General features: G+C 63.6%; 18 protein-coding genes and 3 rRNA genes. 1 reads left to right on the forward strand and 20 read right to left on the reverse strand.

The window, feature by feature from the left end; all coding sequences use genetic code 11:
• Positions 1–5: 5 nt before the first annotated feature.
• From ACOGI7_RS08955 to tyrS, 15 genes are all read right to left on the reverse strand, one after another.
• The gene (locus tag ACOGI7_RS08955; RefSeq protein ID WP_419848414.1) at positions 6–551 is read right to left on the reverse strand and encodes an NUDIX hydrolase; all 546 of its coding nucleotides are present in this window, start codon (positions 549–551) and stop codon (positions 6–8) included.
• Positions 548–2191, reverse strand: a complete 1644-nt coding sequence (locus tag ACOGI7_RS08960; protein ID WP_419848415.1) for a CTP synthase — start codon at positions 2189–2191, stop codon at positions 548–550. Before ACOGI7_RS08960 ends, ACOGI7_RS08955 begins: the two co-directional genes overlap by 4 nt.
• Before the next feature lie 92 nt (positions 2192–2283).
• Positions 2284–2973 (reverse strand): hypothetical protein, encoded by a 690-nt coding sequence (locus ACOGI7_RS08965; protein WP_419848416.1) that lies wholly within the window; start codon positions 2971–2973, stop codon positions 2284–2286.
• On the reverse strand, positions 2970–3857 hold the full coding sequence (locus tag ACOGI7_RS08970) for an AAA family ATPase (protein WP_419848417.1): 888 nt from the start codon (positions 3855–3857) through the stop codon (positions 2970–2972). The genes ACOGI7_RS08965 and ACOGI7_RS08970 overlap by 4 nt, the downstream gene beginning before the upstream one ends.
• 15 nt (positions 3858–3872) lie before the next feature.
• Positions 3873–4715: an NAD(+)/NADH kinase gene (locus tag ACOGI7_RS08975; RefSeq protein WP_419848418.1), complete on the reverse strand. Its 843-nt coding sequence runs from the start codon at positions 4713–4715 to the stop codon at positions 3873–3875.
• A gap of 9 nt (positions 4716–4724) precedes the next feature.
• Positions 4725–5528 carry a TlyA family RNA methyltransferase gene (locus ACOGI7_RS08980; protein ID WP_419848419.1) on the reverse strand — a complete coding sequence of 268 codons (804 nt, stop codon included), beginning with the start codon at positions 5526–5528 and terminating at the stop codon, positions 4725–4727.
• A gap of 5 nt (positions 5529–5533) precedes the next feature.
• Positions 5534–6271, reverse strand: coding sequence for an HAD-IIA family hydrolase (locus tag ACOGI7_RS08985; protein WP_419848420.1), 738 nt, complete (start codon positions 6269–6271; stop codon positions 5534–5536).
• Positions 6272–6315: 44 nt separating this feature from the next.
• Entirely contained in the window at positions 6316–7332 is a 1017-nt protein-coding gene (locus ACOGI7_RS08990; protein WP_419848421.1) for a 2-oxoacid:ferredoxin oxidoreductase subunit beta, read from the reverse strand.
• Positions 7325–9217 (reverse strand): 2-oxoacid:acceptor oxidoreductase subunit alpha, encoded by a 1893-nt coding sequence (locus ACOGI7_RS08995; RefSeq protein WP_419851491.1) that lies wholly within the window; start codon positions 9215–9217, stop codon positions 7325–7327. The genes ACOGI7_RS08990 and ACOGI7_RS08995 overlap by 8 nt, the downstream gene beginning before the upstream one ends.
• Positions 9218–9318: 101 nt before the next feature.
• Positions 9319–10368, reverse strand: a complete 1050-nt coding sequence (locus ACOGI7_RS09000) for a class I fructose-bisphosphate aldolase (RefSeq protein ID WP_419848422.1) — start codon at positions 10366–10368, stop codon at positions 9319–9321.
• 87 nt (positions 10369–10455) lie between these two features.
• Positions 10456–11349: a hypothetical protein gene (locus ACOGI7_RS09005; RefSeq protein WP_419848423.1), complete on the reverse strand. Its 894-nt coding sequence runs from the start codon at positions 11347–11349 to the stop codon at positions 10456–10458.
• 287 nt (positions 11350–11636) lie between these two features.
• Positions 11637–11753, reverse strand: a 5S ribosomal RNA gene (gene rrf, locus ACOGI7_RS09010).
• A gap of 85 nt (positions 11754–11838) precedes the next feature.
• Positions 11839–14934: ribosomal RNA gene (locus ACOGI7_RS09015) — 23S ribosomal RNA — on the reverse strand.
• A gap of 230 nt (positions 14935–15164) precedes the next feature.
• Positions 15165–16680: ribosomal RNA gene (locus ACOGI7_RS09020) — 16S ribosomal RNA — on the reverse strand.
• The 16S, 23S and 5S rRNA genes sit together here, the layout of an rRNA operon.
• 362 nt (positions 16681–17042) lie before the next feature.
• Positions 17043–18329 (reverse strand): tyrosine--tRNA ligase, encoded by a 1287-nt coding sequence (tyrS, locus tag ACOGI7_RS09025; protein ID WP_419848424.1) that lies wholly within the window; start codon positions 18327–18329, stop codon positions 17043–17045.
• Positions 18330–18370: 41 nt separating this feature from the next.
• On the opposite strand from tyrS, the gene ACOGI7_RS09030 reads away from it, so the two are divergent.
• Positions 18371–18892 carry a hypothetical protein gene (locus ACOGI7_RS09030; RefSeq protein ID WP_419848425.1) on the forward strand — a complete coding sequence of 174 codons (522 nt, stop codon included), beginning with the start codon at positions 18371–18373 and terminating at the stop codon, positions 18890–18892.
• Here ACOGI7_RS09030 and ACOGI7_RS09035 read toward each other — a convergent pair.
• From ACOGI7_RS09035 to ACOGI7_RS09055, 5 genes are read right to left on the reverse strand one after another with little or no spacing between them, the layout of a single operon-like run.
• Positions 18889–19644 (reverse strand): ABC transporter ATP-binding protein, encoded by a 756-nt coding sequence (locus ACOGI7_RS09035; RefSeq protein ID WP_419848426.1) that lies wholly within the window; start codon positions 19642–19644, stop codon positions 18889–18891. The genes ACOGI7_RS09030 and ACOGI7_RS09035 overlap by 4 nt on opposite strands.
• Complete coding sequence (locus ACOGI7_RS09040; protein WP_419848427.1) at positions 19641–21539, reverse strand: branched-chain amino acid ABC transporter ATP-binding protein/permease; 1899 nt, start codon at positions 21537–21539, stop codon at positions 19641–19643. Before ACOGI7_RS09040 ends, ACOGI7_RS09035 begins: the two co-directional genes overlap by 4 nt.
• A complete protein-coding gene (locus tag ACOGI7_RS09045; protein ID WP_419848428.1) occupies positions 21536–23713 on the reverse strand; it encodes an ABC transporter substrate-binding protein in 2178 nt (725 codons plus the stop codon). Before ACOGI7_RS09045 ends, ACOGI7_RS09040 begins: the two co-directional genes overlap by 4 nt.
• Before the next feature lie 32 nt (positions 23714–23745).
• The gene (locus ACOGI7_RS09050) at positions 23746–24324 is read right to left on the reverse strand and encodes an NUDIX hydrolase (protein ID WP_419848429.1); all 579 of its coding nucleotides are present in this window, start codon (positions 24322–24324) and stop codon (positions 23746–23748) included.
• 47 nt (positions 24325–24371) lie between these two features.
• Positions 24372–24947 (reverse strand): DNA-3-methyladenine glycosylase, encoded by a 576-nt coding sequence (locus ACOGI7_RS09055; RefSeq protein WP_419848430.1) that lies wholly within the window; start codon positions 24945–24947, stop codon positions 24372–24374.
• Between the last annotated feature and the right edge of the window lie 73 nt (positions 24948–25020).

The following is a 25020-nucleotide window of genomic DNA, read 5'->3' on the forward strand; positions in this document are numbered from 1 at the left end:
GGGGATCACCGCAAGTGCTCTCGGGCCAGCATGAGGCCGACGATCGACTTGGCATCGGCCAATTCGCCGGAGGCCACTAGCTCGGTGACCTCGGCCAGCCTGATGCGCTCGATGGCCATGTGCTGCTCCTCGATGCCATGAGGTTGGCGGTCGGTATCGGTCAGATCGGTGGCGAGGTAACAGTGGGTGATCTCGTCGCAGAATCCCGGGGAGTTGTGAAAGACGGCCAAGAGTTCGAGGTGACCGGCCCGCTTGCCGATCTCCTCCTCCAACTCCCGCTGGGCCGTCATTTCCGGAGGCTCGTCTTTGTTGTCCAGTTTGCCCGCGGGAATCTCCAGCAACTCCCGATTCACCGCAGGCCGATATTGGCGGACCATGATGACCTCTTGACCGTCGATGGGCACGATCACTGCGGCTCCGGGGTGGCGAACGATCTCCCGCTCGTAGATCGAGCCGTCGGGTGCCCTGATTTCGGCAACGCTCAGCGACACCACCCGCCCTTGCCATCCCTGCCGTTCTCCAACCGGGGTGAATCCCTCCCCGTTGTTCACCCGCGACTACCCACCATCTCGGCAGCCAAGCCGCTCTCTTGGCGGTCCAACGCGGCCTTCACCAAACCGCAGAACAGCGGGGCGGGCCGATCAGGCCGGCTCTTGAACTCGGGATGGGCCTGGGTCCCCACCCACCAGGGGTGACCGTCGAGTTCGATGAATTCCACCAATAGGCCGTCGGGCGACTCCCCGGCGAGCACGAAATCGGTGCCCTCGAAGCGGCCGCGAAGCTTGGGGTTGAACTCATAGCGGTGGCGGTGGCGCTCCGACACCACCTCGGCGCCGTACACCTCGGCCACCTTGGTGCCCGGTCGAAGCTTGGCCAGACACGCCCCCAGCCGCATGGTGCCGCCCTTGTCGGTGATGCCCCGCTGCGACTCCATTAGGTCGATCACCGGCCACGGCGTGCTGGGGTCGAACTCACTGGAATGGGCGTTGGCCAGGCCCAACACGTTGCGGGCGTAGTCGATGGTCATCACCTGGAGGCCCAGGCACAGGCCCAGGCAGGGCAAGCCGTTCTCCCGAGCGTAGGAAGCGGCGTTGACCTTGCCCTCGATCCCCCGCTCGCCGAACCCGCCGGGGATCACGATGCCGTCCAGCCCGCTCATCACGCTGTCGACCATCAGGCCCTCGACGCTCTCCGCCTGGACCCACTCGATCTCCACCGAGGCGCCGTGATGGATGCCCGCGTGGTTCAGGGCCTCCACTACTGACAGATAGGCGTCGGGGAGCGTGACATACTTGCCGATGAGTCCGATGCGCACGGTGCGCTGGGCCATCTCCAACCGCTGGTTCAGCCACTGCCAGTCGGCCAGATCGGGCTCGGGGACATCCAAGCGCAAGATGTCGCAGACCACGCCGTCGAGGCCCTCATCGTGGAGCACAAGGGGAATCTCGTAGATGCTGTCGGCGTCGGCCGCATTGACCACTGCGGACACGTCCACGTCGCACAGGCTGGAGATCTTGCGCTTGAGCTCGCCGGAAATGGGCGACTCGCTGCGGCACACGATGGCATCGGGCTGCACCCCCCGGCTGCGGAGCTCGGTTACCGAGTGCTGGGTGGGCTTGGTCTTCTGCTCTCCCGTGGGACCAATGAAGGGCACCAGCGTGACGTGGACGTAGCAGACGTTGCCCCGCCCCACATCCAGGCGAACCTGGCGGATGGCCTCCAAGTACGGGAGGATCTCGATGTCGCCGACCGTCCCGCCGATCTCGGTGATGACCACATCCACGTCGTCGGACACCAGGCTGGAGATGCGGTCTTTTATCTCGTTGGTGACGTGGGGGATCACCTGCACGGTCTTGCCCAGATACTCCCCTTGGCGCTCTGCGGCGATGACCGAGGAGTAGATGGAGCCGGTGGTGGCGTTGGAGAGCTTGGTCAGGTTCTCGTCGATGAACCGCTCGTAGTGGCCGAGATCGAGATCAGTCTCGCCGCCGTCGTCGGTGACGAACACCTCTCCGTGCTCGAAGGGGTTCATGGTGCCGGGGTCCACATTGATGTACGGGTCCAGCTTCTGCATGGTCACCCGAAGACCCCGCTGCTTGAGCAAACGCCCCAGAGATGCAGCCGTAAGCCCCTTGCCCAGAGAACTCGCCACACCGCCAGTCACAAAGATGTGCTTGGTCACGCCTGCCAAGCTTAGCGGGGACCGGCGACGACTGGTGGACCCGTAAAACGACTACTCGGTAAAACCGCTGCTCTTGGACATTTGACGGAGCTCTGAAGGCCTCAGCCCTGGGACACCTCGAGGAGTTCGGAGGCATGGCGGCGGGCGCTCTCGCTGTCAGGCGATCCGGAGAGCATGCGGGAAAGCTCGATGACTCGGTCCTCCCCGTCCAGGGGCTCGGCGGTGACGGTGGTGGAAGCACCATCGTCGTGTTTGACGATGCTCACCTGCTGGTCGGCACACGCCGCTACTTGCGGCAAGTGGGTGACGACCAAGATCTGGTGGTCGGCGGTCAGACGGGAAAGCGATCGGCCTACTGTCTGAGCGACCTGGCCGCCGATGCCGGCATCTACTTCGTCGAACACCAGCACCGGAGGGCCCGCGCTGACCACCAGTCGCAGAGCCAGCATGACCCGGGCCAGCTCTCCTCCTGAAGCGGCCGAGGTGAGCGGGAGGCCGGGAGCGCCACTGTTGGCGGCCAGCAAGATGTCCACGTCGTCTCCGGGATCGTCTCCTACCTCCACTTGCACCTCGGCTCGGGCCATGGCCAGCTCCCGCAGATTGGCGGTCACCTCTTCGCCCAGCCCTTGAGCCGCCCGTCGTCGAGCCGCACCCACTTCGGCCCCTGCTTCAGCCACCGCGGCGGTGCGGCGATCGAGTTCCCCATCGAGGTCTTTGGCCAAGCGGTCGAAGTCCTCCAGCTCCGCGAGGCGGGCCGACAGATCGCGGTGGAAATCCATGACCTCGGTCACAGTCTCCCCATATTTTCGGCGAAGGTCCACCAGCAGCTCCCGACGCTGGCGGACCTCGGCCAACCGGACAGGATTCTCATCAATGGATTCGGCCGCACGGCGCAACTCCGTCGATAGATCGCCGACCTCGGCAACCAGGTTGACCAGCCGCTCGTGCTGGCTCTCCAGCGGGGGCCGGCTCTCCAATGCGGCAGTGATCTGGGCCAGCCCTGCACCCACTGCGCCATCGGCACCCAGAGACATCGCAGCCTGTCGGGCCGCGTCCCGACTGGCCGCGGCGTGGGCAGCACCGCCTCCTCGGCCTTGAGACCCTCCTCTTCGTCGGGATCCTCCAAGCCAGCCTCATCCAGCTCGGCTAGCTGGAATCGGCAAAGCTCGATCTCTCGAGCTCGGGATCGCTCGTCGCCGCCCAGCTCGGCACGCCGGCGATTCAGATCGGCCAGCGAGGCCCGCGCCTCCATAAGAGGGGCCAAGTCCACACCCCCGAATCGATCCAGCGCGGCCCGCTGGTGGACACGGCGCAAAAGCGACTGGTGGTCGTGCTGGCCGTGCAGGTCCACCAGCTCTGCACCCAGTTCGGCCAGAGTGGCCGCCGAAGCCAGCCGTCCATCGACGTACGCCCGAGCCCGACCGTCAGCGGGCACCACCCGCCGCAGCACGACTTCCTCCCCCTGTTGGTCGAACCGGCCCTCCACAGTGGCCTCGTCAGCACCGAAACGCACCAAAGACGGATCGGCTCGCCCGCCCAAGAGCAAGTCCACTGCCGTCACCACCAGGGTTTTTCCCGCCCCCGTCTCCCCAGTCAGCGCTGTCATGCCCGACCCCAAGACCAAATTGAGCCGCTCGATCACCCCCAGGTTCTCAACCGCCAGCTCAGTCAGCATTGTTTGGGGCCCCTGTCAGCGGTCGGACAGGCCGAAGGACGACTTGAGTGCCTGGTGGAATCCCCGTTGTCCGAGAGTGACTAGACGTGCGGGCTGGTCTGAAACTGAGACAGTCAGCGAGCCGCCTTCACCCAACTCTCCCAGCGAACGGCCGTCTACTGCCACCGCCGCCGGGCGGTCACCCAGCACTTCGATTACCAATTCGCTAGACGGAAGCAGCACCAAACTGCGATCAAACAGGGTGTGGGGGGCCACCGGGGTCAGGATCACCGCGTGCATGGTCGGGGCCAAGATGGGTCCACCAGCCGATAGGGAATAAGCGGTAGAACCAGTAGGAGTGGCCGCGATCAGCCCATCGGCGGCGTAGCTGGTGAAGAACTCCCCGTCGATGTGGACGGCCAGATTCACAGTGCGTCCGCTGTCCACTTTCTCCACGATCGCCTCATTGAGGGCGCTCACTTCGGTGCCGCCGTCAAGACGACAGCTCAGTCGGATGCGCTCTTCGATCTGATGGTCGCCCGCAAGGAAGCGCTCGACCGCGTCAGAGGCGGCATCCGGCTCGATGCCGGTGAGGTAGCCCAATGACCCGTAGTTGACTCCGAGCACCGGCACCCCATCATCGGCCACCGCGGTCACCGCTCGGAGCATGGAGCCGTCTCCCCCCAAACTCACCGCCAAATCCAGCTTCTCGCCAATATCGTCGTCCTGATGGGCAAGGTCGGTGCGTCCCACCGCCTCAGCCGACTCGAGCGTTAGGCGGATCTGATGACCGTCGCCGTCCAACCGGTCGATCAGCTCAGCCGCCAGCTTCAGGGCTTCCGGCCGGTCAGCGTGAACAAAAAGGGCAATTGCAGCCACGGAGTCAGGCTATTCCTCTTGAGTGACAACATGGGAGACCACATGGGCGGAATCCACGGGTAATGGAATTCCGCCCTTTTGCGAGTGCAAGAAGAACTCCACGTTTCCCTGCGCGCCCTTCAGCGGGGATGGGATGGCGGCTTGGGGGGCGAGACCCACAGCGGTTGCCGCTTCCAGCACTCGGTCGAGCGCGGCTTGCCATAGCTCGGGGTCGCGGATCACACCCCGGCCCCGGCTGGCCTCCTGTCGCCCGACCTCGAATTGGGGTTTGACCAGCACCACTACCGGCGCGCCCTGTGCCGCCAGCTCGGTTAGGCAAGCCATGATCGAAGTCAATGAGACGAAGGACACATCCGCGGTCACCAGGTCGAACGGCGCCCCGATGGCGGTCGGGTCGACGTCGCGGATATCGGTACGTTCGTAGAGGGAAACCCGGTGATCGTTGGCCAGCCGCTCGTGCATTTGGGCCCGGCCCACGTCAATTGCCACCACCGCGGTCGCTCCCTTCTGCAACAGGCAGTTGGTGAATCCCCCGGTGGACGATCCCACGTCACAGCACCGCATGCCCGTCACATCCAAATCGAAAGCGGCCAGCGCGCCCTCCAGCTTCTCGCCGCCTCGACTCACGTACCGAGCTGGCGGCCCGGCCAGTTCCAAGGCGTCGCCGGGTAGCACCAGACGGGCTGCCTTCTGGGCCACTGCTCCGTTTACGGTGACCTGGCCGGCGGCCACTGCCTCCCGAGCCCGGTCTCGACTCGTGACCAGGCCCCGGCGAACCAACTCCGTGTCCAGCCTCCGGCGCGATACCTTCATCCCACCTATTCAAACTCCATCTGGTCGACCAAAGCGGCAAGGTCGGGGGCGCAGTGCTGCGGCTCTGGGGTCACCGGCAGGTCGTCGGGTCCGGTCACCCCGCTCAGCACGAGGGCAAACCCGTAGCCCAGGGCTTCAGCGAATAGGCCATCGGAGTCGGGGCGGTCCCCCACCACCACACCGGATTCGCCGATCCGGCTGCGCACGCAATCGACGATTGGCTGGTTGGGCTTGCCTGCCATCGTGGGCTCCGTCTCGGCGGCGGTCGCCACCGCGGCGAGGAGAGATCCGCCGCCCGGCTCCAGTCCGCGTTCGGTTGGGTAGCTGGGGTCGTGATTGGTGCCGATCAGGCGAGCGCCGCCGCGTACTGCCCGCATTGCCCGGCTGAGGGTGTCGTAGTTGAAGCCGGGGTCCATGCCCACAATCACCGCGTCGGCAGGGCCCGATGAGCAGACCTCAGCACCCGCCAACTCCACCGCCTCGTCGATACCGGGACCCCCCACCACCAGCACCCGCTCGCCGGGGTGTATGAGTTGGCCCGCCGCGGTGGCGGAGGTGATAACCGATCCAGTGGCGTCGATCCCGCAGCTGGCCAGCTTGGCCTCCTGGTCGGCCACCGTCAGCGCAGACATATTTGTGACGAACGCGACAGGGGCATCTAATTGCTGCAAGCGCTCAACGGCCTCGGCGGCACCGGGCACCGGGGTTCCCCCCACCCAGATCACTCCGTCCAGATCGAGCACCCAACCCCGAGAGGCGGGATGCCCGAACGAGGAGCGAAGGTTGCTCAGGAGACTTCCCAGGTGGGCCGGGAATGGAGCAGAGCCTCAAGATCGCCGGGGCCGGACTGGTCTTGGGCCATCGCGAGCTGCTTGCTGGCCTCAGCGGCGTACTCCGAGCGCTCCACCGCTCGGTACACCCCGATGGGGGTGGGCTCGAAGGGGCCGGCTGAGACTCGGGACAAAGCGAAGGCCAGGCTGGGGTCTTGACGGGTCTCGTCGTGCACCAGCAGGGCCGACTCGCCCACGTCGGCCACATCGACCACCTCGGCGCTCCCCTGGGGGTTGATCACCACGCCCTTCTCGTTGTTCTCGCCAAAGCGGATGGGCTGGCCGTGCTCGAGGTGAATGAGCATGGAGGCCCGCTTGTCCTTCTTGGTGATGGCCCCGAATGCCCCGTCGTTGAACACGTTGCAGTTCTGGAAGACCTCCACAAAAGAGGCCCCGGGGAAATCGTGGGCCCGCCGGAACATGTCCATCATGTGCTGGCGGTCCATGTCGTGGGTGCGGGCCACAAAGCTGGCCTCTGCTCCCAGCGCCACCGAGATGGGGTTGAACGGCTCGTCGATGCTGCCGGCCGGCGTCGACTTGGTGACCTTGCCGATCTCGCTGGTGGGCGAGTATTGACCCTTGGTTAGCCCGTAGATCTGGTTGTTGAACAGCAGGATGTTGAGGTTCACATTGCGGCGCAGGGCGTGGAGCAGGTGATTGCCGCCGATGGACAGCATGTCGCCGTCTCCGCCCACTACCCACACGTGCAGCTCGGGACGGGCCATGGCCAAGCCGGTGGCCAAAGCAGGCGCCCGCCCGTGGATGCCGTGCATCCCGTAGGTGTTCATGTAATAGGGGAACCGGGCGGCGCAACCAATCCCCGAGACAAACACGGTGTCCTCTCGGCGCACGCCGAGTTCGGGCATGAGGAGTTGCACCGCGGTCAGAATCGAGTAGTCCCCGCAGCCGGGGCACCAGCGGACCTCTTGGTCGCTGGTCCAGTCGGCCTTGGTGGTTGTGGGCACGTCAGTCATCAAGGGCTCCGTTGATGTGGCGGTGAAGTTCGGCTGCGGTGAAGGGAACCCCCTCCACCTTGGCCACCGATTGGGCGTCTACCAGGAACTCTGACCGGATGATGCGGCAGAACTGGCCCAGGTTCATCTCCGGCACCAGCACTTTGGGATAGCGGCGGACGATGTCGCCCAAGTCCTTGGGCAGCGGGTTTAGGTGAGTGACGTGGGCGTGGGCCACCTTGCGGCCCTCATCCCGGGCCCGCATGACTGCGCTGGTGATGGCGCCCCAGGTGGATCCCCAGCCCAGCACCAGCAGATCGGCGTCTTCGACGTCGCCGTCCAGCATGGTGGGCGGGATGTCGTTGGCGATGTGGGCGACCCGTTCCTCGCGCAGCTTCACCATGTAGCCGTGGTTGTCGGGCTCATAGTTGATGTTGCCGGTGCCGTCCTCTTTCTCGATGCCGCCGATGCGGTGGGTGAGGCCGGGCGTGCCGGGCACCGCCCAGGGACGGGCCATGGTCTCAGGGTCGCGCAGGTAGGGCCAGAACACCTCGGTGCCGTCTTCCTCGGTGTGGTTGGGCCCCGTGGCGAACTCCACCGTGAGGTCGGGCAGAGTCGACACGTCGGGCAGAAGCCAGGGCTCGCTGCCGTTGGCCAGATAGCCGTCGGACAGCAAGATCACCGGTGTGCGGTACTTCAGGGCGATGCGGGCCGCCTCGATAGCGGCAAAGAAGCACTGCGACGGGGAGTAGGCGGCCACGATGGGCACCGGCGACTCCCCGTGGCGCCCGTACATGGCTTGCATGAGGTCGGCGCTCTCGGTCTTGGTGGGCAGCCCGGTGGACGGCCCGCCCCGCTGGATGTTGATCACCAGCAGGGGAAGCTCGAGGCTGACGGCCAAGCCGATGGTCTCGCCCTTGAGGGCGATGCCCGGTCCGCTGGTGGTGGTAATACCCAGATGGCCGCCGAAGGATGCTCCCAGCGCGGCGCACACCGCGGCGATCTCGTCCTCAGCCTGGAGGGTGCGGACCCCGAAGTTCTTGCGCTGGCTCAGCTCATGGAGGATGTCGCTGGCGGGAGTGATGGGATACGAGCCCAAAAACAGGGGGACTTTGGCCTGTTGGCTGGCGGCGACCAGGCCCCAGGACAGCGCAGTGTTTCCGTTCACGTTGGTGTAGGTCCCCGGCTCCAGCACCGCGGGCTTCACCTCGTAGGTGAAATCGAACAGCTCGGCGGTCTCCCCGAAGGCCATGCCCGCCTTGAAGGCAGCCGTGTTGGCGTCGGCGATCAGCTGCTGGCGCTTGAATTTGGCCGAGATCCAATCCAGCGTCGGCTGGGCCGGCCGGTTGTAGAGCCAGGAGAGAAGCCCTAGGGCGAAGAAGTTCTTGGACCGCTCGGCGTCGCGGGGCTTTACCCCCAAGTCCTTGCAGACCTCCTTGGTGATGGTGGTCATCGGAACCTTGAACAGGGTGTAGTTGTCCAGGCTGCCGTCATCCAGCGGGTCGCTGTCGTAACCGGCCTTGGTCAGGTTGCGCTCCACAAAGGCGTCCTGATTCACGATCACGGTCCCGCCCATTTCCAAATGCACCAGCTCTTTGCGCAGAGCGGCCGGGTTCATGGCCACCAATACGTTGGGAGCGTCGCCCGGAGTAGTGATGTCGTGGTCGGAGACCTGCACCTGGAAGGCGGACACCCCGGCCAGCGTTCCTTGCGGGGCCCGGATCTCCGCCGGGAACTCGGGCAGCGTCGCCAGATCATTGCCGAACAATGCGCTGGCGCTGGTGAAACGGTCACCGGTGAGCTGCATTCCATCGCCGGAGTCACCCGCGAAGCGAACCACTAGGCGGTTCAACTCGCGCGTCCCCACGGAACGCGGCACAGTGTCAGTCACGGAATCCTCCTTGATCCCAGATGGCCACTCGTTGAAGCGGTGCCGGAATCTGAGGTTACCCAGTGGTGAGCCTCAAGTGGCACATCCTCGGGTCATTGCGACCCTCTATGGACGCTTCAGGCGACGGTTACCGAGTCGGACAGGTAGACATCCTGGATGGCGTTGAGCAGCTCAACCCCCTCGGCGACAGGGCGCTGGAAGGCCTTGCGGCCGCTGATGAGACCGAGGCCGCCGGCCCGCTTGTTGATCACCGCGGTGCGCACTGCCTCGGCCAGATCGCTGGCGCCGGACGACGCGCCGCCGGAGTTGATCAGCCCGATGCGGCCCATGTAGCAGTTGGCCACCTGCCAACGGGTGAGGTCGATCGGGTGATCGGTGGTGAGCTCGTCGTAGACCAGCCGGTGGGTCTTGCCGAACCCGAGGGCGGTGTAGCCGCCGTTGTTCTCGGGGAGCTTCTGCTTGATGATGTCGGCTTCGATGGTCACCCCGATGTGGTTGGCCTGGCCGGTGAGATCGGCGGCTGCGTGGTAGTCGGTGCCATCCACCTTGAAATCGGAGTTCCGCAGGTAGCACCACAGCACGGTGAACATCCCGAGCTCATGGGCCCGGTGGAAGGCCTCGGCCACCTCCTGGATCTGGCGGGTGGCCTCCTCTGAGCCGAAATAGATGGTGGCCCCCACGCCGGCCGCGCCCAGGTCGAAAGCCTGATCCACCGACCCGAACATCACCTGGTCGAACTTGTTGGGATAGGTGAGCAGCTCGTTGTGGTTGAGCTTGACGATGTAGGGGATGCGGTGGGCAAAGCGGCGGGATGTCGCCCCCAGCACACCGAAGGTGGAGGCCACGGCGTTGCAGCCTCCCTCGATGGCCAGCTCGACGATTCCGGCGGGATCGAAGTACCGGGGATTGGGGGCGAAAGAGGCCGCCCCCGAGTGCTCGATGCCCTGGTCAACCGGCAGAATGGACACGTAGCCGGTACCACCCAGCCGACCGTGATCGAATAGCGATTGGAGGTTGCGAAGCACCTGGGGTGAGCGGTCGGTAGAAGCCATTACCCGGTCCACGAAGTCGGGGCCGGGAAGGCTCAACTCCTCCCGGGGAATGGTCTTGGATTCGTGCGATAAGAGCGATTCAGCCTCGTCGCCCAACAGTCCTTGGATGTCCATGGTCGCCTACTCCTTCGAACCATGTGCGGGTATTTCTCACCTTACCGGCGAGGTGAAACGACAAGGGGCATTCCCAGGGGTTTTTCCCTATCGGAGCGCATCCAAACGCTCCGCCACGTCCACGTAGAGCTCATCTTGGTCGATCAACCAGCCGAACAGCTGCCGAGCCCTGGGTACTTCCCCGGCTCGCTCGCATAGATCAGCAAGGGCATAGGCCTGGCGCAGGTGGTGCTCTTTGGCTCGGCGGGGCAATTGGAAGTTCTTAGACAGCACGCCAACTGCCTCAGCGAGCTTCTCCTGGTCGCCGAGCGCGCCGGCGGCCACAATCCGGCCCTCCGCGAGCACCGCCGAGCTTGCGTCGGAGGCTTGCAGCTCGGCCCAAATCAGATCGACATCGGTCCACCGACGCTGAGCCCGGTAGCAGTCGGCCAACACCGGATGAAGATCCGTTCGCCCGGTGAGCTCTCGGAGAGCTTCCAGCTCTCGAGCGGCCAACTCCCACCGTCCCAACCGGTAGAGGGTCAAACCAGACAGCTCCCTCACCTCGGGCACCTTGGGAGCCTCTTTGGCCATGCCGTCCAATGACCGCCAAGCCCTGCGGTAGTCCTCCTGCTCATAGGCCCCCTCGGCCCGCTCCAACCGCTGTCGGAGCGTCGCCGCCATGCGTTGGCCCACTGCCTCCTCCAACTTCTGGGAATGCGTCGACGACCCGCTCTCCGACAACGGAGTGCGCCGGCGGCCCCGCGATCGCCTTTCCGGCTTCTTGACCGGGGCGTCGCCGAGATTGCCCCGCTCAACCGCCTCTTTGGCTTCTGTCCGAAGCTGCTGGGTGCGTGCTTGGCGAGCGACGCGGCGCTCGGCGCGCAGGCGGGCTTCCTCGGCCTCTTCAGGGGTCAGTTCTTCTTTTGGCGGGGTTTTGTCTTCCACGGGCAAAGGTTCTTCGTGGATCTTGGCTGCCCCCTTGCGGGCCACTGCCCCCATGCCCCGCGGCCCCTTGGGTGGAAGTGGCTCGGTTCTTCCTTTGCTCTGGGGCCCTTTGCGATTGGGTCCGCCTCTTCTCTGAGGCCCCTTGTTCGCTGCGTTCCGGCCTCTCGACTGGCCAGCCCTTCCCTTACTCTGACCGGTCCGTTGTTGAGGGGGCCTCCTGCGATTGGGAGGCTTTCGGGCAGAACCTCCTCCGGAAGACACCGCATGAGTTTACCGGGACCGCCCCGTTCCCAGCGGTTAAACGAAGATGGGGAGCCTTTCGGCTCCCCATCTGTTGCGAAATCCGGCGGCGACCTACTCTCCCAGGGCGTCTCCACCCAAGTACCATCGGCGCTGGTGGGCTTAACTTCCGTGTTCGGAATGGGAACGGGTGTGACCCCACCGCCATCGCCACCGAAACCTTTATGTTCTTGTCAAAGAGGCAGTGCTTCAAGAACTCCACAGCGAGCACGAACATCCAATTCGACATCGAGTTATTGATGTAGAACCAAGCCCTCGGCCGATTAGTACCGGTCAGCTGAACATGTTGCCATGCGTACACTTCCGGCCTATCAACGTGGTGTTCTGCCACGGGCCTTACCCGGTTGTCCCGGTGGGTGATCTCATCTTGGAACAGGCTTCCCACTTAGATGCTTTCAGCGGTTATCCTTTCCGCAGGTCGCTAACCAGCCATGCCCTTGGCAGGACAACTGGCACACGAGAGCTGCGTCCGTCCCGGTCCTCTCGTACTAGGGACAGCTTTCCTCAAATCACCTTCGGCTACAGAGGATAGGGACCGAACTGTCTCACGACGTTCTAAACCCAGCTCGCGTACCGCTTTAATGGGCGAACAGCCCAACCCTTGGGACCTGCTTCAGCCCCAGGATGCGATGAGCCGACATCGAGGTGCCAAACCTTCCCGTCGATATGGACTCTTGGGGAAGATGAGCCTGTTATCCCCGGGGTACCTTTTATCCGTTGAGCGACGGCGCTTCCACACGCAACCGCCGGATCACTATGCCCAACTTTCGTTTCTGCTCGACCCGTCGGTCTCGCAGTCAAGCTCCCTTGTGCCATTACACTCGACGCCTGATTGCCAACCAGGCTGAGGGAACCTTTGGGCGCCTCCGTTACTCTTTGGGAGGCGACCGCCCCAGTCAAACTACCCACCTGACACTGTCCTCAACCCGGATAACGGGCCTAAGTTAGATGCCCAGCATGAGCAGAGTGGTATTTCAAGGTTGACTCCACACAGACTAGCGTCCATGCTTCCCAGTCTCCCACCTATCCTACACAACACATACCAAACACCAATATCAAGCTGTAGTAAAGGTCCACGGGGTCTTTCCGTCCTTCTGTAGCTAACGAGCATCTTTACTCGTACTTCAATTTCGCTGGGTCTATGGTTGAGACAGTGGGAAAGTCGTTACGCCATTCGTGCAGGTCGGAACTTACCCGACAAGGAATTTCGCTACCTTAGGACCGTTATAGTTACGGCCGCCGTTTACTGGGGCTTAGGTTCAGAGCTTCGCCTTACGGCTAACCCCTCCCCGTAACCTTCCAGCACCGGGCAGGCGTCACAGCGTATACAGCGTCTTACGACTTCGCACGCTGCTGTGTTTTTAGTAAACAGTCGCTTTCCCCTGGTTTGTGCCACCCTGTCAAGCTCCAGACGCGAAGTCCTTCACTTTACTGGGGTCATCCTTATCCCAAAGTTACGGATGTAATTTGCCGAGTTCCTTAACCATAGTTCTCCCAATCGCCTTGGTATTCTCTACCTGCCCACCTGTGTTGGTTTGGGGTACGGGCGCTGTGAAAGCTCACTAGCGGCTTTTCTTGGCAGTACAGGATCAGTGACTTCACCTCATGCGGTTCGGTATCACGCCTCAGGCTTTATGGGGACCGGACTTACCTGGGCCCCACCCTACACGCTTACCCCAGGAACTACCGTCGCCTGGGTTCACCTACCTCTCTGCGTCCCCGCTTTGCTGGCCGCTCCGGTGTGGGTCGGTTTCTTCTGTCCCTTTGCGGGACAGACATCCCCTTAGCAACACCGGTTAAGCCTGGACGCGTTCACAGCGGTACCGGAATATCAACCGGTTGTGCATCGACTACGCCTGTCGGCCTCGCCTTAGCTCCCGACTCACCCTGGGAGGATTAGCCTTCCCCAGGAACCCTTGGGCTTTCGGCGGAAAGGTTTCTCACCCCTCTCTCGCTACTCATACCAACATTCTCACTCGGACTCGGTCCACGTCAGCTTGCGCTGCCGCTTCACTCCAAGCCCGACGCTCCGCTACCACTCCTGCCTAATGGCAGAAATCCGCAACTTCGGTTTCTAGCTTTAGCCCCGTTACATTGTCCGCGCAGGATCACTCGACCAGTGAGCTGTTACGCACTCTTTCAAGGATGGCTGCTTCTAAGCCAACCTCTTGGCTGTCTGTGCAATCCCACATCGTTTACCACTTAGCTAGAAATTAGGGACCTTAGTTGGCGGTCTGGGCTGTTTCCCTTTCGACCCCGAAGCTCATCCCCCGGGGTCTCACTGCTGTGCTCTGGAACCATGGCATTCGGAGTTTGGCTGAGGTTGGTAAGCTTGTCGGCCCCCTTGCCCATCCAGTGCTCTACCTCCATGGTTGAACGCACAACGCTGCACCTAAATGCATTTCGCGGAGAACCAGCTATCTCCGGGTTTGTTTGGCCTTTCACCCCTATCCACAGGTCATCCGCCCAGTTTTCAACCTAGGTCGGTTCGCGCCTCCACGGAGTCTTACCCCCGCTTCACACTGCCCATGGATAGATCACCCGGCTTCGGGTCTACGGCATGCGACTGTACGCCCAGTTATGACTCGCTTTCGCTCCGACTTCCCTTCACAGGTTAATCTCGCCACATACCGTAACTCGTTGGCTCATTCTTCAAAAGGCACGCCATCGCGATCTCTGATTGACGATCCGAAGATCATCGGTTGAGACGACGCTCTGACTGCTTGTAAACCAACGGTTTCAGGTACTATTTCACTCCCCTCCCGGGGTACTTTTCACCTTTCCCTCACGGTACTAGTTCACTATCGGTTGCCTACAGATACTTAGCCTTACGAGGTGGTCCTCGCAGATTCACGCCGAATTACACGGCAACGGCGCTACTCGGGGACACTCAGCGAAGTGTGCAGCAGTTTCGCGTACGGGGCTCTTACCCCCTGCGGCTCGCCTTTCCAGAACGATTCCACTACCACGCACGTTTGTAACTTCGTGGAGGATCTGGCGCTCCTCCTCTGAGGCCCCACAACACCGGACCGGCAACGCCACCAGGCTATTCCACCGGCACGGTTTAGGCTCTTCCCTCTTCGCTCGCCGCTACTAAGGGAGTCGCGGTTGCTTTCCTTTCCTACAGGTTACTTAGATGTTTCAGTTCACCTGGTTCCCTCTACCGGTGCTATGTGTTCACACCGGAGTGATACCCCTTTACAAGTATCGGGTTTCCCCATTCGGACATCCCCGGATCGAAGCTCAGTCGGCAGCTCCCCGAGGCTTATCGCAGCCTCTCACGTCCTTCATCGGTCGTAGGCACCAAGGCATCCACCGTTGGCTCTTCGTAGCTTGGAAGATTCATACATCGAAGAACTCTAATTTCGATCAGATGCTCGTGCTCGCTATGCAGTTCTCAAAGAGCGCAGGAGGATGCCGCAAAACAAAAACGTCAGCGCAGAGCCTCGGGCGTGATAATCACGCTCCCTCAAAACGGAAGAGAGGACAAAAGAAACCAGTGCATCAACTGGGAGTGTCCGAACTTGATCCCACTAATTGCGGTATCAAGCGGAAACGGAACTCCTTAGAAAGGAGGTGATCCAGCCGCACCTTCCGGTACGGCTACCTTGTTACGACTTCACCCCAATCGCCAACCCCACCTTCGGCAGCTCCCTCTCAAAAGAGTTAGGCCACTGACTTCGGGTGTTGCCGACTTTCGTGGTGTGACGGGCGGTGTGTACAAGGCCCGGGAACGTATTCACCCCGGCGTTGCTGATCCGGGATTACTAGCGACTCCGACTTCATGGAGTCGAGTTGCAGACTCCAATCCGAACTGAGACCGGTTTTCAGGGATTCGCTTCACCTCGCGGTGTCGCTGCCCGTTGTGCCGGCCATTGTAGCATGTTTGCAGCCCTGGATATAAGGGGCATGATGACTTGACGTCGTCCCCACCTTCCTCCGAGTTGACCCCGGCGGTCTCCTACGAGTCCCCACCATTACGTGCTGGCAACATAGGACGAGGGTTGCGCTCGTTGCGGGACTTAACCCAACATCTCACGACACGAGCTGACGACAGCCATGCACCACCTGTGTACGGCCCCAAAGGACACCATATCTCTATGGCTTTTCCGTACATGTCAAACCCAGGTAAGGTTCTTCGCGTTGCCTCGAATTAAGCAACATGCTCCGCCGCTTGTGCGGGCCCCCGTCAATTCCTTTGAGTTTTAGCCTTGCGGCCGTACTCCCCAGGCGGGGCACTTAATGCGTTAGCTACGGCACGGAACCCGTTGATAAGGCCCCACACCTAGTGCCCAACGTTTACGGCGTGGACTACCAGGGTATCTAATCCTGTTTGCTACCCACGCTTTCGCTCCTGAGCGTCAGTACCGGCCCAGAGTGCTGCCTTCGCCGTCGGTGTTCCTCCTGATATCTGCGCATTTCACCGCTACACCAGGAATTCCACACTCCTCTACCGGACTCTAGTCATAGCAGTATCGGATGCAGTCTTAGGGTTGAGCCCCAACCTTTCACATCTGACTTACTAAACCGCCTACGAGCTCTTTACGCCCAATAATTCCGGACAACGCTCGCCCCCTACGTGTCACCGCGGCTGCTGGCACGTAGTTGGCCGGGGCTTCTTCTGCAGGTACCGTCAATTTCGTCCCTGCTGAAAGGGGTTTACAACCCGAGAGCCTTCATCCCCCACGCGGCGTTGCTGCGTCAGGCTTTCGCCCATTGCGCAAGATTCCCCACTGCTGCCTCCCGCAGGAGTCTGGGCCGTGTCTCAGTCCCAGTGTGGCTGATCGTCCTCTCAGACCAGCTACCCGTCGATGCCTTGGTGAGCCGTTACCTCACCAACAAGCTGATAGGCCGCGAGGCCCTCCCAAAGCGCCTGAGCATTTCCTCTGCCGATCATGCGATCAGCGGAGGGCATCTGGTATTAGCCACAGTTTCCCGTGGTTGTCCCTGTCTTCGGGGCAGGTTCCTCACGTGTTACGCACCCGTTCGCCACTCAGTATTACCCGAAGGCAATCTTCGTTCGACTTGCATGTGTTAGGCACGCCGCCAGCGTTCGTCCTGAGCCAGGATCAAACTCTCCGTCAATATCTCCGGCAGATCCTCCCCGAGGGGGTTCACCGCCTTCGATCAAGTGCTCGTCTTACTAATTTGCCTCGGCAAGACGAAGCGATTTCGGAAAGTCAAAAGAGCCGAAGCCCTTCCTGACTTGGTTTCCTTGGAATTGTGTAGGTCGACGACATCGACGCGAGGTGCGCCGGGCCGTCGCCCGCACTGGCTTTTCCGTCCTCTCTTCCGTTTTCAAGGAGCGTGAGGCGGTGACCCAAACGGGAGAACCGCATCGGCCCGGACAAACCAGACCTTGCTCTGCCCCTGCGGGCAGCCCGAGAGCCACCCGTTTTAGAGGCGAGTTGTAACGCTACCGGCCTTGGCCGGCATCGTCAACTCAATCAGGGGTTTTGTGCCCGCAGCAGGTGGTAGCGGCGCTTGCCCCGGCGAAGCAGCAGATAGCGGCCGAACAACAGGCGATCCGCGGCCACGGTGGACGCCTCGGCGGACACCCGCTCGTTGTTCACGTACACCGACCCCTCGGACAGCCCCCGACGGGCGTCGCCCTTGGAGGAGGCCAGCCCGGTGGAGGCCAGCAGCTCCACCAGATCGAAGCTGTTCGAGGCGGCATCGAACCCATCGTCAGCGGTGAGGGACACGTTTGAAGTGGGCACTTCGGCGGCCACCGCTTCAAATGCCGCTTCGTCCATGTCGTCAACCGGCGATCCGAACAGGATTCCGGCCGCCTCTTCGGCCGCGACCGCCGCCGCCGGGCCGTGTACCAGGGAGGTGACCTCGTTGGCCAGGGTGCGCTGGGCCCCCCGTCGTCCGGGATCGCGCCGATGGGCTTCGACCACCTCGGCGATCTCGGCCACCGGGAGCAGGGTGAACTGAAACAGGCTGCGCTCGACGTCTTCGTCGGGTATCTGGATGAAGTACTGGTGGAAGCGGTAGGGGCTGGTGAGCTCCGGATCCAGCCACACCGCCCCCTCGGCGGTCTTGCCGAATTTGGCCCCATCCGACCGGGTGAGCAGCGGCCAGGTGAGTCCGTGGACCTGGACGCCGGAGCGACGGCGGATGAGGTCGACCCCGGCGGTGATGTTGCCCCACTGATCCGAGCCGCCGATTTGAAGCTCGCAGTCGTGATGGGAATGCAGCCACCAGAAGTCGTAGGCCTGCAACAGCATGTAGGTGAACTCGGTGAAGGAGATGCCGGTCTCGCTCTCCATTCGGCTGCGCACCGAGTGCTTGGCCGCCATCTGGTTCACCGTGGCGTGCTTGCCGGTGTCTCGGAGGAACTCGATGAGGGTGAGGTCGCGGGTCCAGTCGTAGTTGTTGACCAGCTGGGCTTCGCCATCGAGGTCCAGCAGCTTCTCAAGCTGCGACCGGATGCCCGACAAGTTGGCGGCCAGCGTCTCGTCATCCAGCAGGTTGCGCTCATCTGAGCGTCCGCTGGGATCGCCCACCATGCCGGTGGCCCCGCCCACCAGGGCGATGGGCCGGTGACCGGCTTCTTGGAACCGCCTCAGCACCAGAACCCCGATCAGGTTGCCCAAGTGCAGGGAGCTGGCCGTAGGGTCGATGCCGTGGTACACGCTGACCGGCCCACTGCTCAATCTTCGGGCCAGCAGATCCCGATCGGTGGTGTCTTGCACCAGGCCGCGGGATTCGAGTTCTTCAAGCACCATGCGAATGCTACGAGAGTCGACGGCCTAGGGAGAATGAGTACGTGACGGGCAGGCGACTCGGCTTGTCGATTGGCATAGCGGTGGTGGTGCTGTTCGCCGTGTTTTGGATCGGGGCCACCATCTGGTTCTTCGGCGACGAGAACCCTGACTGGCTGCAAGACCGGGAGTGGGTGGCCGATGCCGAGGCCCGATGCGCCCAGGCCCGCGACGAACTGGACCGGCTTCCCCAAGCCCTCGATCTGGAGGATACGGACAACCAGGCCGACCAGATGGACGATCGGGCCGACCAGATCGAAGCCTCAACCGCAGTGCTGGCCGACATGACGGCTGATTTGGCCGCGTCTGCTCCGGACGGCGATGACGGAGAGCTGGTGGGGTTGTGGCTGGGCACTTGGGAGACCTATCTCAACGACCGTCTGGCCCACGCCGAGGCCGTCCGGGCCGGCGAAGACCGCCAGTTCCGAGTGAGCGTGGAGCGGGGAGAAGGGGTTGATGCCCTGTTGGACGCCTTCGCCGACCGCAACCGGATGCCCTCCTGCGGCGATCCGCTGGATATCGGCTAGGCGACCTCGTCGCGGATCCCCAGAAAGGCCCGCCGGACGCTGGGATCGGCCAGCAGGTCTTCGGAGAGGCCCTGATAGGTGGCGATGCCCTGCTCGATGACGTAGCCGCGGCTGCTGGCCTCAAGGCCTTGGCGGGCGTTCTGCTCGATCATCAGCACGGCCAGCGAGATTTCCCGGTTCAGCTGCCGGATTGTCTCGAACACCTCCGCGGTCACGAGGGGTGAGAGTCCGGCGGACGGCTCGTCCATGAGCACCAGCCGCGGCTCCCACATCAGCGAGCGGCCGATCTCGATCATTCGCTGCTCACCGCCCGACAGCGTGCCGGCCGCCTGGCGGGCTCGGGCGGCGAGCTTGGGGAACAAGTCGCACACGAACTCGATGCGCTCGCGAACCCGGGTCTTGTCCCGGCACTGGTACATGCCCAGCTCCAGATTCTCGTACACGGTCATCTGGGCAAAGGTGCTGCGCAGTTGGGGCACGATGGCGATGCCCGCGGTGGAGAGCGCGTCCTGGGGGGCGATGTTGGTGATGTCGGCGCCGTCGCACACCACGGTCCCGTCCCGAACCGGCACCAGGCCGTATACCGCCTTGAACACCGTGGACTTGCCGGCGCCATTCGGGCCGATGACGCAGACAATCTCGCCTCGATGGACTTCGAGGTCGATGCCGCGGATGATGTCGTGCCCGGCGACGTAACCGGCTCGCACCGACCGCAACTCGAGAAGCGGTCCCTGTGGCTGGGCCGGGCTCACGGACTCTCCGCCTCGCCTGCGCTGCCGCCGTCTTCGGGCGGGTCCTTGTGGCCGTGGGCCCCGAAGTAGGCCTCGATCACCGCGGGCTCCTCCATCACCTGGCGAGGGGTCCCCTCGGCCAGCTTGCGGCCGGAGTCGAGCACCACGACTCGCTCGCAGAGATCGGCCACGAACTGGACATTGTGCTCGACCATCAGGAACGACACTTCCTGTTCGGCGTTGATGGACACCAGGCGGTCCTTGATGTCTTCGACGAGAGTCGGATTGATGCCCGACGTGGCCTCGTCCAGCAGAACCAGGGTTGGGTTGCTCATGAGCGCCATGCCGATCTCCAGCAGTCGCCGCTGGCCGCCGGAGAGGGTGCCGGCGGGCTCGTCGCCCATCGGGGCCAGCATCAGGAACTCCATGAGCTGCTCGGCCTTGGCCCGGGTCGCGGTGTCGGTTCGCTGGAACAGTCCGCGTACGCCGATTTCGCCCCACTGCACGCTGAGCTCCATGTTCTCGCGCACCGTGAGGTTGCGATACACCCGGATGACTTGGAATGTGCGGGCCATCCCCATTCGTGCGACCTGATAGGGCGACAGCCGGGTGATGTCGGTGGTGCCGAGGCGAATCGACCCGTTGTTCAAGCTGTGTACTCTGCTGAGACAGTCGAACAGCGTGGTCTTGCCGCTCCCATTGGGGCCGATGAGCCCGACCATCTCACCGGAGAAGACCTCGATGTCGACCCTGTCGACCGCGGTGAGCCCTCCGAAGCGCTTGACGATGCTGTTTGCTTCCACAATCCGAGTGCGCTCGTGGGACGGTACGGCGCGGGCTTGAGCCGGCTCAGCAGGTCGGAGCTGGCGGTCATGCCCGCCCTCCGACTCGACATCCTCCTCGATCTGGGATGCCGACCCGGCCGCCCCCCAGCGCCACAGCTTGCGCAGCGACACCGCCCGGGAGTCGAAGATGCCGACGATCCCCTTGGGCAAGAACAGCACGATCAGGATCAACAGCACGCCCTGGGCGACGAGGTGGTAGTCGAGCAGGTTGGTCCACAGCACCTCCCGCAGCCAGTACAGCCCCACCGAGCCCACGATCGGGCCGATCACCGTGCCGAGCCCGCCCAGGAGCGTGCCCATGATGGCGTCGATGGTGCGGGTCTCGACGAAGGCGATGTCGGGATCGACGAAGGTGTTCTGGTAGGCCCACAGACCGCCGAAGAGCCCGGTGGATGCGCCGGCGAAGCTGAACACGGCCACCTTGAGCCGAGTGGTGGCAATCCCCCGCATCTGAGCGCCCAGCTCGTCCTCCCGGATCGCCACCAGCGCGGCGCCGAAGCGGGTTCGGCGCAGCCACCACGTCAACCCGATCAGCCCCACCACCAGCACCAGTTCCAGGTAGTAGAACAGCTGGCGGTTCAGGTAGGGGGGCAGGGTGAGGCCGACGCCTCCGCCGGTCAGCCCTCCCCATGTCCTCACGATCTCGCGCATCGCCACGAACGTGCCGAGCATGGCGATGGAGAAATACGGGCCTTTGAGGTGCATCGTGAACCGCCCGATCAATGCGGCCAGCGCCCCCGACACCACCATCCCCAGCAAGATGGCCGGGATCGGCGGCCAGCCGATGCCCAGGCCGTTGGATTGCAGCGACATCAAAATCGCGGTTACGTAGGCGCCTATTCCGAACCACACGGCGTGGCCGAAGTCCACATAGCCGGTGAACCCGCCGGTGAGATTCCAGTTGATGGCCACCGCCACACCGGTGAACATCAGCGTGAACGTGAACAGGGTGGAGTCGCTGGTGCCCCCGGCCAGGGGGAGCACGATAAGCCAGGCGAGCGCGCCGGCCGCGGCGACCCGCACCGCCATGCGCCCTCCGGCACCGCCGAGCCGTTGCCGCAGCGGGGTCATGACGCGGTGGCGTCCACCGGACGCAGTCCTTTGAAGATGCCCTGGGGTCGGAGCACCAGCGCGGCCACCAAGATCACGAAGGAGGCCACCACGGCCAGGTTCGTGCCCACCCCTTCCACATACAGCGCCAAGACGGCCTCGACGAGGCCGAGCAGCATGGCCCCGCCCAGCGCTCCCCGAATCGAGCCCAGCCCGGCCATCGCGGTGATGGCGAACGCCTTGAGCGTGAGCGGCGGCCCTTGAAAGGGCTGAACGGCCAGCACCGGGCTCACCATCGCCCCGGCCGCGCCGGTGATGCCGATGCAGATAGCGAACGTGATCAAGTACACCTTGCCCACGTCGATCCCGACGATGCCAGCGGCCTCCCGGTTCTGCGCGGCCGCCCGGATGCCCTTGCCCAGCCGGGTCCGGGTCAAAAGCAGGCTCAGACAGCCCAGAATGCCCAACGCGATCACCAGGATCCAGAACTTGGTGACCGGCACCGTCAGGGTGTCGGTTACCCGCCAACTCCCGTCGAGCGAGGTGCTGGCCCGTCGGAAGTCCGCCGAGAAGATGAGCTTCATGGCGTTCTGCAAGATGATCGCCAAGCCGAACATGACCAGCAGCGACACCAGATGGGGCCGGTTGATGACGTGGTTGACCAGGCCCCTCTGCACCACGTAGCCGAGGGCCATCATCAAGATGAACACCGCCGGGATCGAGACGAAGGGGTCGATTCCCCACAGGTCGTTCCCCAGCCACGCCAGATAGGCGCCGACCATCACAAACTCGCCGTGGGCGATGTTGATGACCCCCATCACCCCCCAGATGATGGAGAAGCCCAGCACCAGTACGGCATACATGCCCCCGAGGGCGATACCGTTGACGATCGCCTGGGGAAGCTGGCCCAGGTCTGATACCTGGCCCACAGGCCTGGCTGATCCCATAGTCCCGTCGCCCAGGGGATACTGAAGACCGGCGGTGGCTGCGGCGTCGGGGGCGACAATGACGATCTGGCCGTCTTGCACCTGCACCGTGCCCATCGGCTTGGCCGTGTTGACGCCCCGCCCGTCGAAGCTGATCGGCCCGTAGAACGTGTCGGCCGACAAGTCCCTCAGAGCGGTGCGGACGTCGTCGGTCTCGGTGGAGTCGGCGGCCTCTATGGCGAGGTGCAGGGCAAGGGCGGCCGCCGTGGCGCTGGCGGCCTGGTACACGGGCGGCTCGCCCCAGAGGGCTTCGTAGTAGTCGGCGTAGTCGGCGGCGGTGCCGAAGTAGATGCCCTCGTAGGCCATGGTGGATTCCCACTGGGTGGGGCCGAGCACGCCGTCGATGTCGGCGCCGAGTTCCTCGATGAGCTTGGGATTGGAAGGACCGACGGTGATGAGCATTCCGTCGGGCTGGAAGCCCAGTTCTTTGGCCGAGTTCACGAACAGGACTGCGTCGTTGTAGTGGCCGCCGCCGACAAAGATGTCGGGGCCGAGGTTGCGGAACTTGGTCATGATGGCCGAGACATCCTGGATGTCTTTGGGGTAGGTCTCGGAGGCCAAGACCTCGATGCCGTTGGCCTCGAGGTGGCGGGCTGCGCCATTGGCCACCGCAGTGGCGAACGAGGTGTCCTCGTGGGCTATGACCGCGGTGGCAGCCCCCCGGTCGGCGAGGGCCTCGATACCGGAGCGGGTGTAGTCGCTGGCGATGGTGGCCACGAGGAACAGGTTTTGAAAGCCCCGTTCGAACATCGTGTCGGAGGTGCCGTTCCCCTCCACCATCAAGACGTTGTTGGCTTCGGCGATTGCGCTGGTCCCGGTGGTGAGGCCACTGGAGTAAGGGCCGAGGAGGAAGTCCACCTTGTCTTCGTCGATGAGGCGTTGCACGAGGTTGCCCGCGGTGTCGGCATCCGACTCGTCGTCGTAGTACACGATCTCGGCCCGGTAGCGCCCGGCACCGATGCGGATGCCGCCGTAGACGTCGTTCACCCAGCGCACCCACGTGTCGTATCCCTGACGCGAGTCCTTGCCCTCCACCGCGTATTTGCCGGTCTCGCTCAGCGCGGCCCCCAGCTTGACGGTGCCCGCGAAATCAGAGTCGGCCGCTCCCGGCGTCCCGTCGCCAGCCGGTGTGCTGCCCCGGACACAACCGGCCAGAAAGGAGAGACCGACAAGCAGAATGACACCGAGCGCCAGTCCATGCCGTCGCATTGCTTGCGACCGTATCTGATGGCTGTGCGCCCCTAGAGGCGCGGCAGCCTTTCGAGGGCTTTGCCCCCCAACTCGGCCAGGCGCACCAGGCCGGGGTCGCAGCCGAGGGGAGCAAGGCCGTCCAGCGGCACCCAGCGCAATCCCCGGGACTCGTGATTGCCCCGGGGTTGGGCATCGGCGGGAGCCTGCACTACAAACCGCACGTCGTAGTGCAGGTGGGCATCCTCGCCGGGGGGATCCACCTCATGGATGTCGAGGTGCAACGGCTGGGGCCAGATGCGCAGATTCTCGATTCCCGTTTCCTCAGTTGCCTCCCGCAGCGCCACCGCGGCCAAGTTGGCATTTCCGTCGGCGTGGCCCCCCGGCTGAAGCCAACGATCGAACTTGGCGTGGAGCATCAGCAGGGTGTTGGCCCCCGTGCTGTCCACCACCAGTGCTGAGCCGGTGAGGTGCCCGGGCCGGCACGTTCTCACACAGGCGTCGGGATGGCCGTCAATCAGCGCTCGATAGCGATCGCCCAGTTCATTGTCGAACTCGGCCAACGCCTCTCGGGCCACCGCCAGGTCATCGGCGAAGGCCAGTGCAGCATCGCCACTGCTCAGCCAGGACATCTTCTCATCGGCCTCTGCAGGTTCTCATCAGCCAGGACATCTTCTCATCAGCCTCTGCGGGATAGATCGGGACAGCCGGGAACGTACCAGCGCCACGGCAGGTCGGCCCCAGCACTGAGGCCGATGCGGACCGAGCAGCCCGGGTCGGACGGGGGCCTGATTCCATCGTCAAACAACTCGATCCCCGCGTCGGCCGTTACCAGGTCGGCGCCATTGACGGACCCGTCGATCCCCAGTGCGGCGGTGAGCTTGGCCGGTCCGCTGCACAGGTCCCGATCCCGTCGGGCCGCCGGGCGCCGCTCCCACATCTGGTCAACACCTGCCAGCGGGGTCAGCGCCCGCAGCAGCACCGCGGCGCACTCCCCCTCTGCCCCGCACACCACATTGGCGCACCAATGCATGCCGTAGGTGAAGTACACGTATAGCCGCCCCGGTGGTCCGAACATGACCTCGGTGCGAGGGGTCATTCCCCGATAGCCGTGGCTGCCGGGATCGTCGGACCCGGCATAGGCCTCCACCTCCACGATCCGCCCGCGACACCCTCTGGCGACCAGCACCTTGTTAAGCAGGTCCGGGGCCACCTCCCGAGGGTCTCGGGCGTAAAACCCTCGCTCCAGCCTCATCGCCGACACGATAAGGCAGCAACCGCCTCAAACAGCAGTATCCCCTCGATTGGCAGGGCTTTCGAGGGACCTG

This window comes from Candidatus Poriferisocius sp. (assembly GCF_965204145.1).
Lineage (GTDB): Bacteria > Actinomycetota > Acidimicrobiia > Acidimicrobiales > Bin134 > Poriferisocius.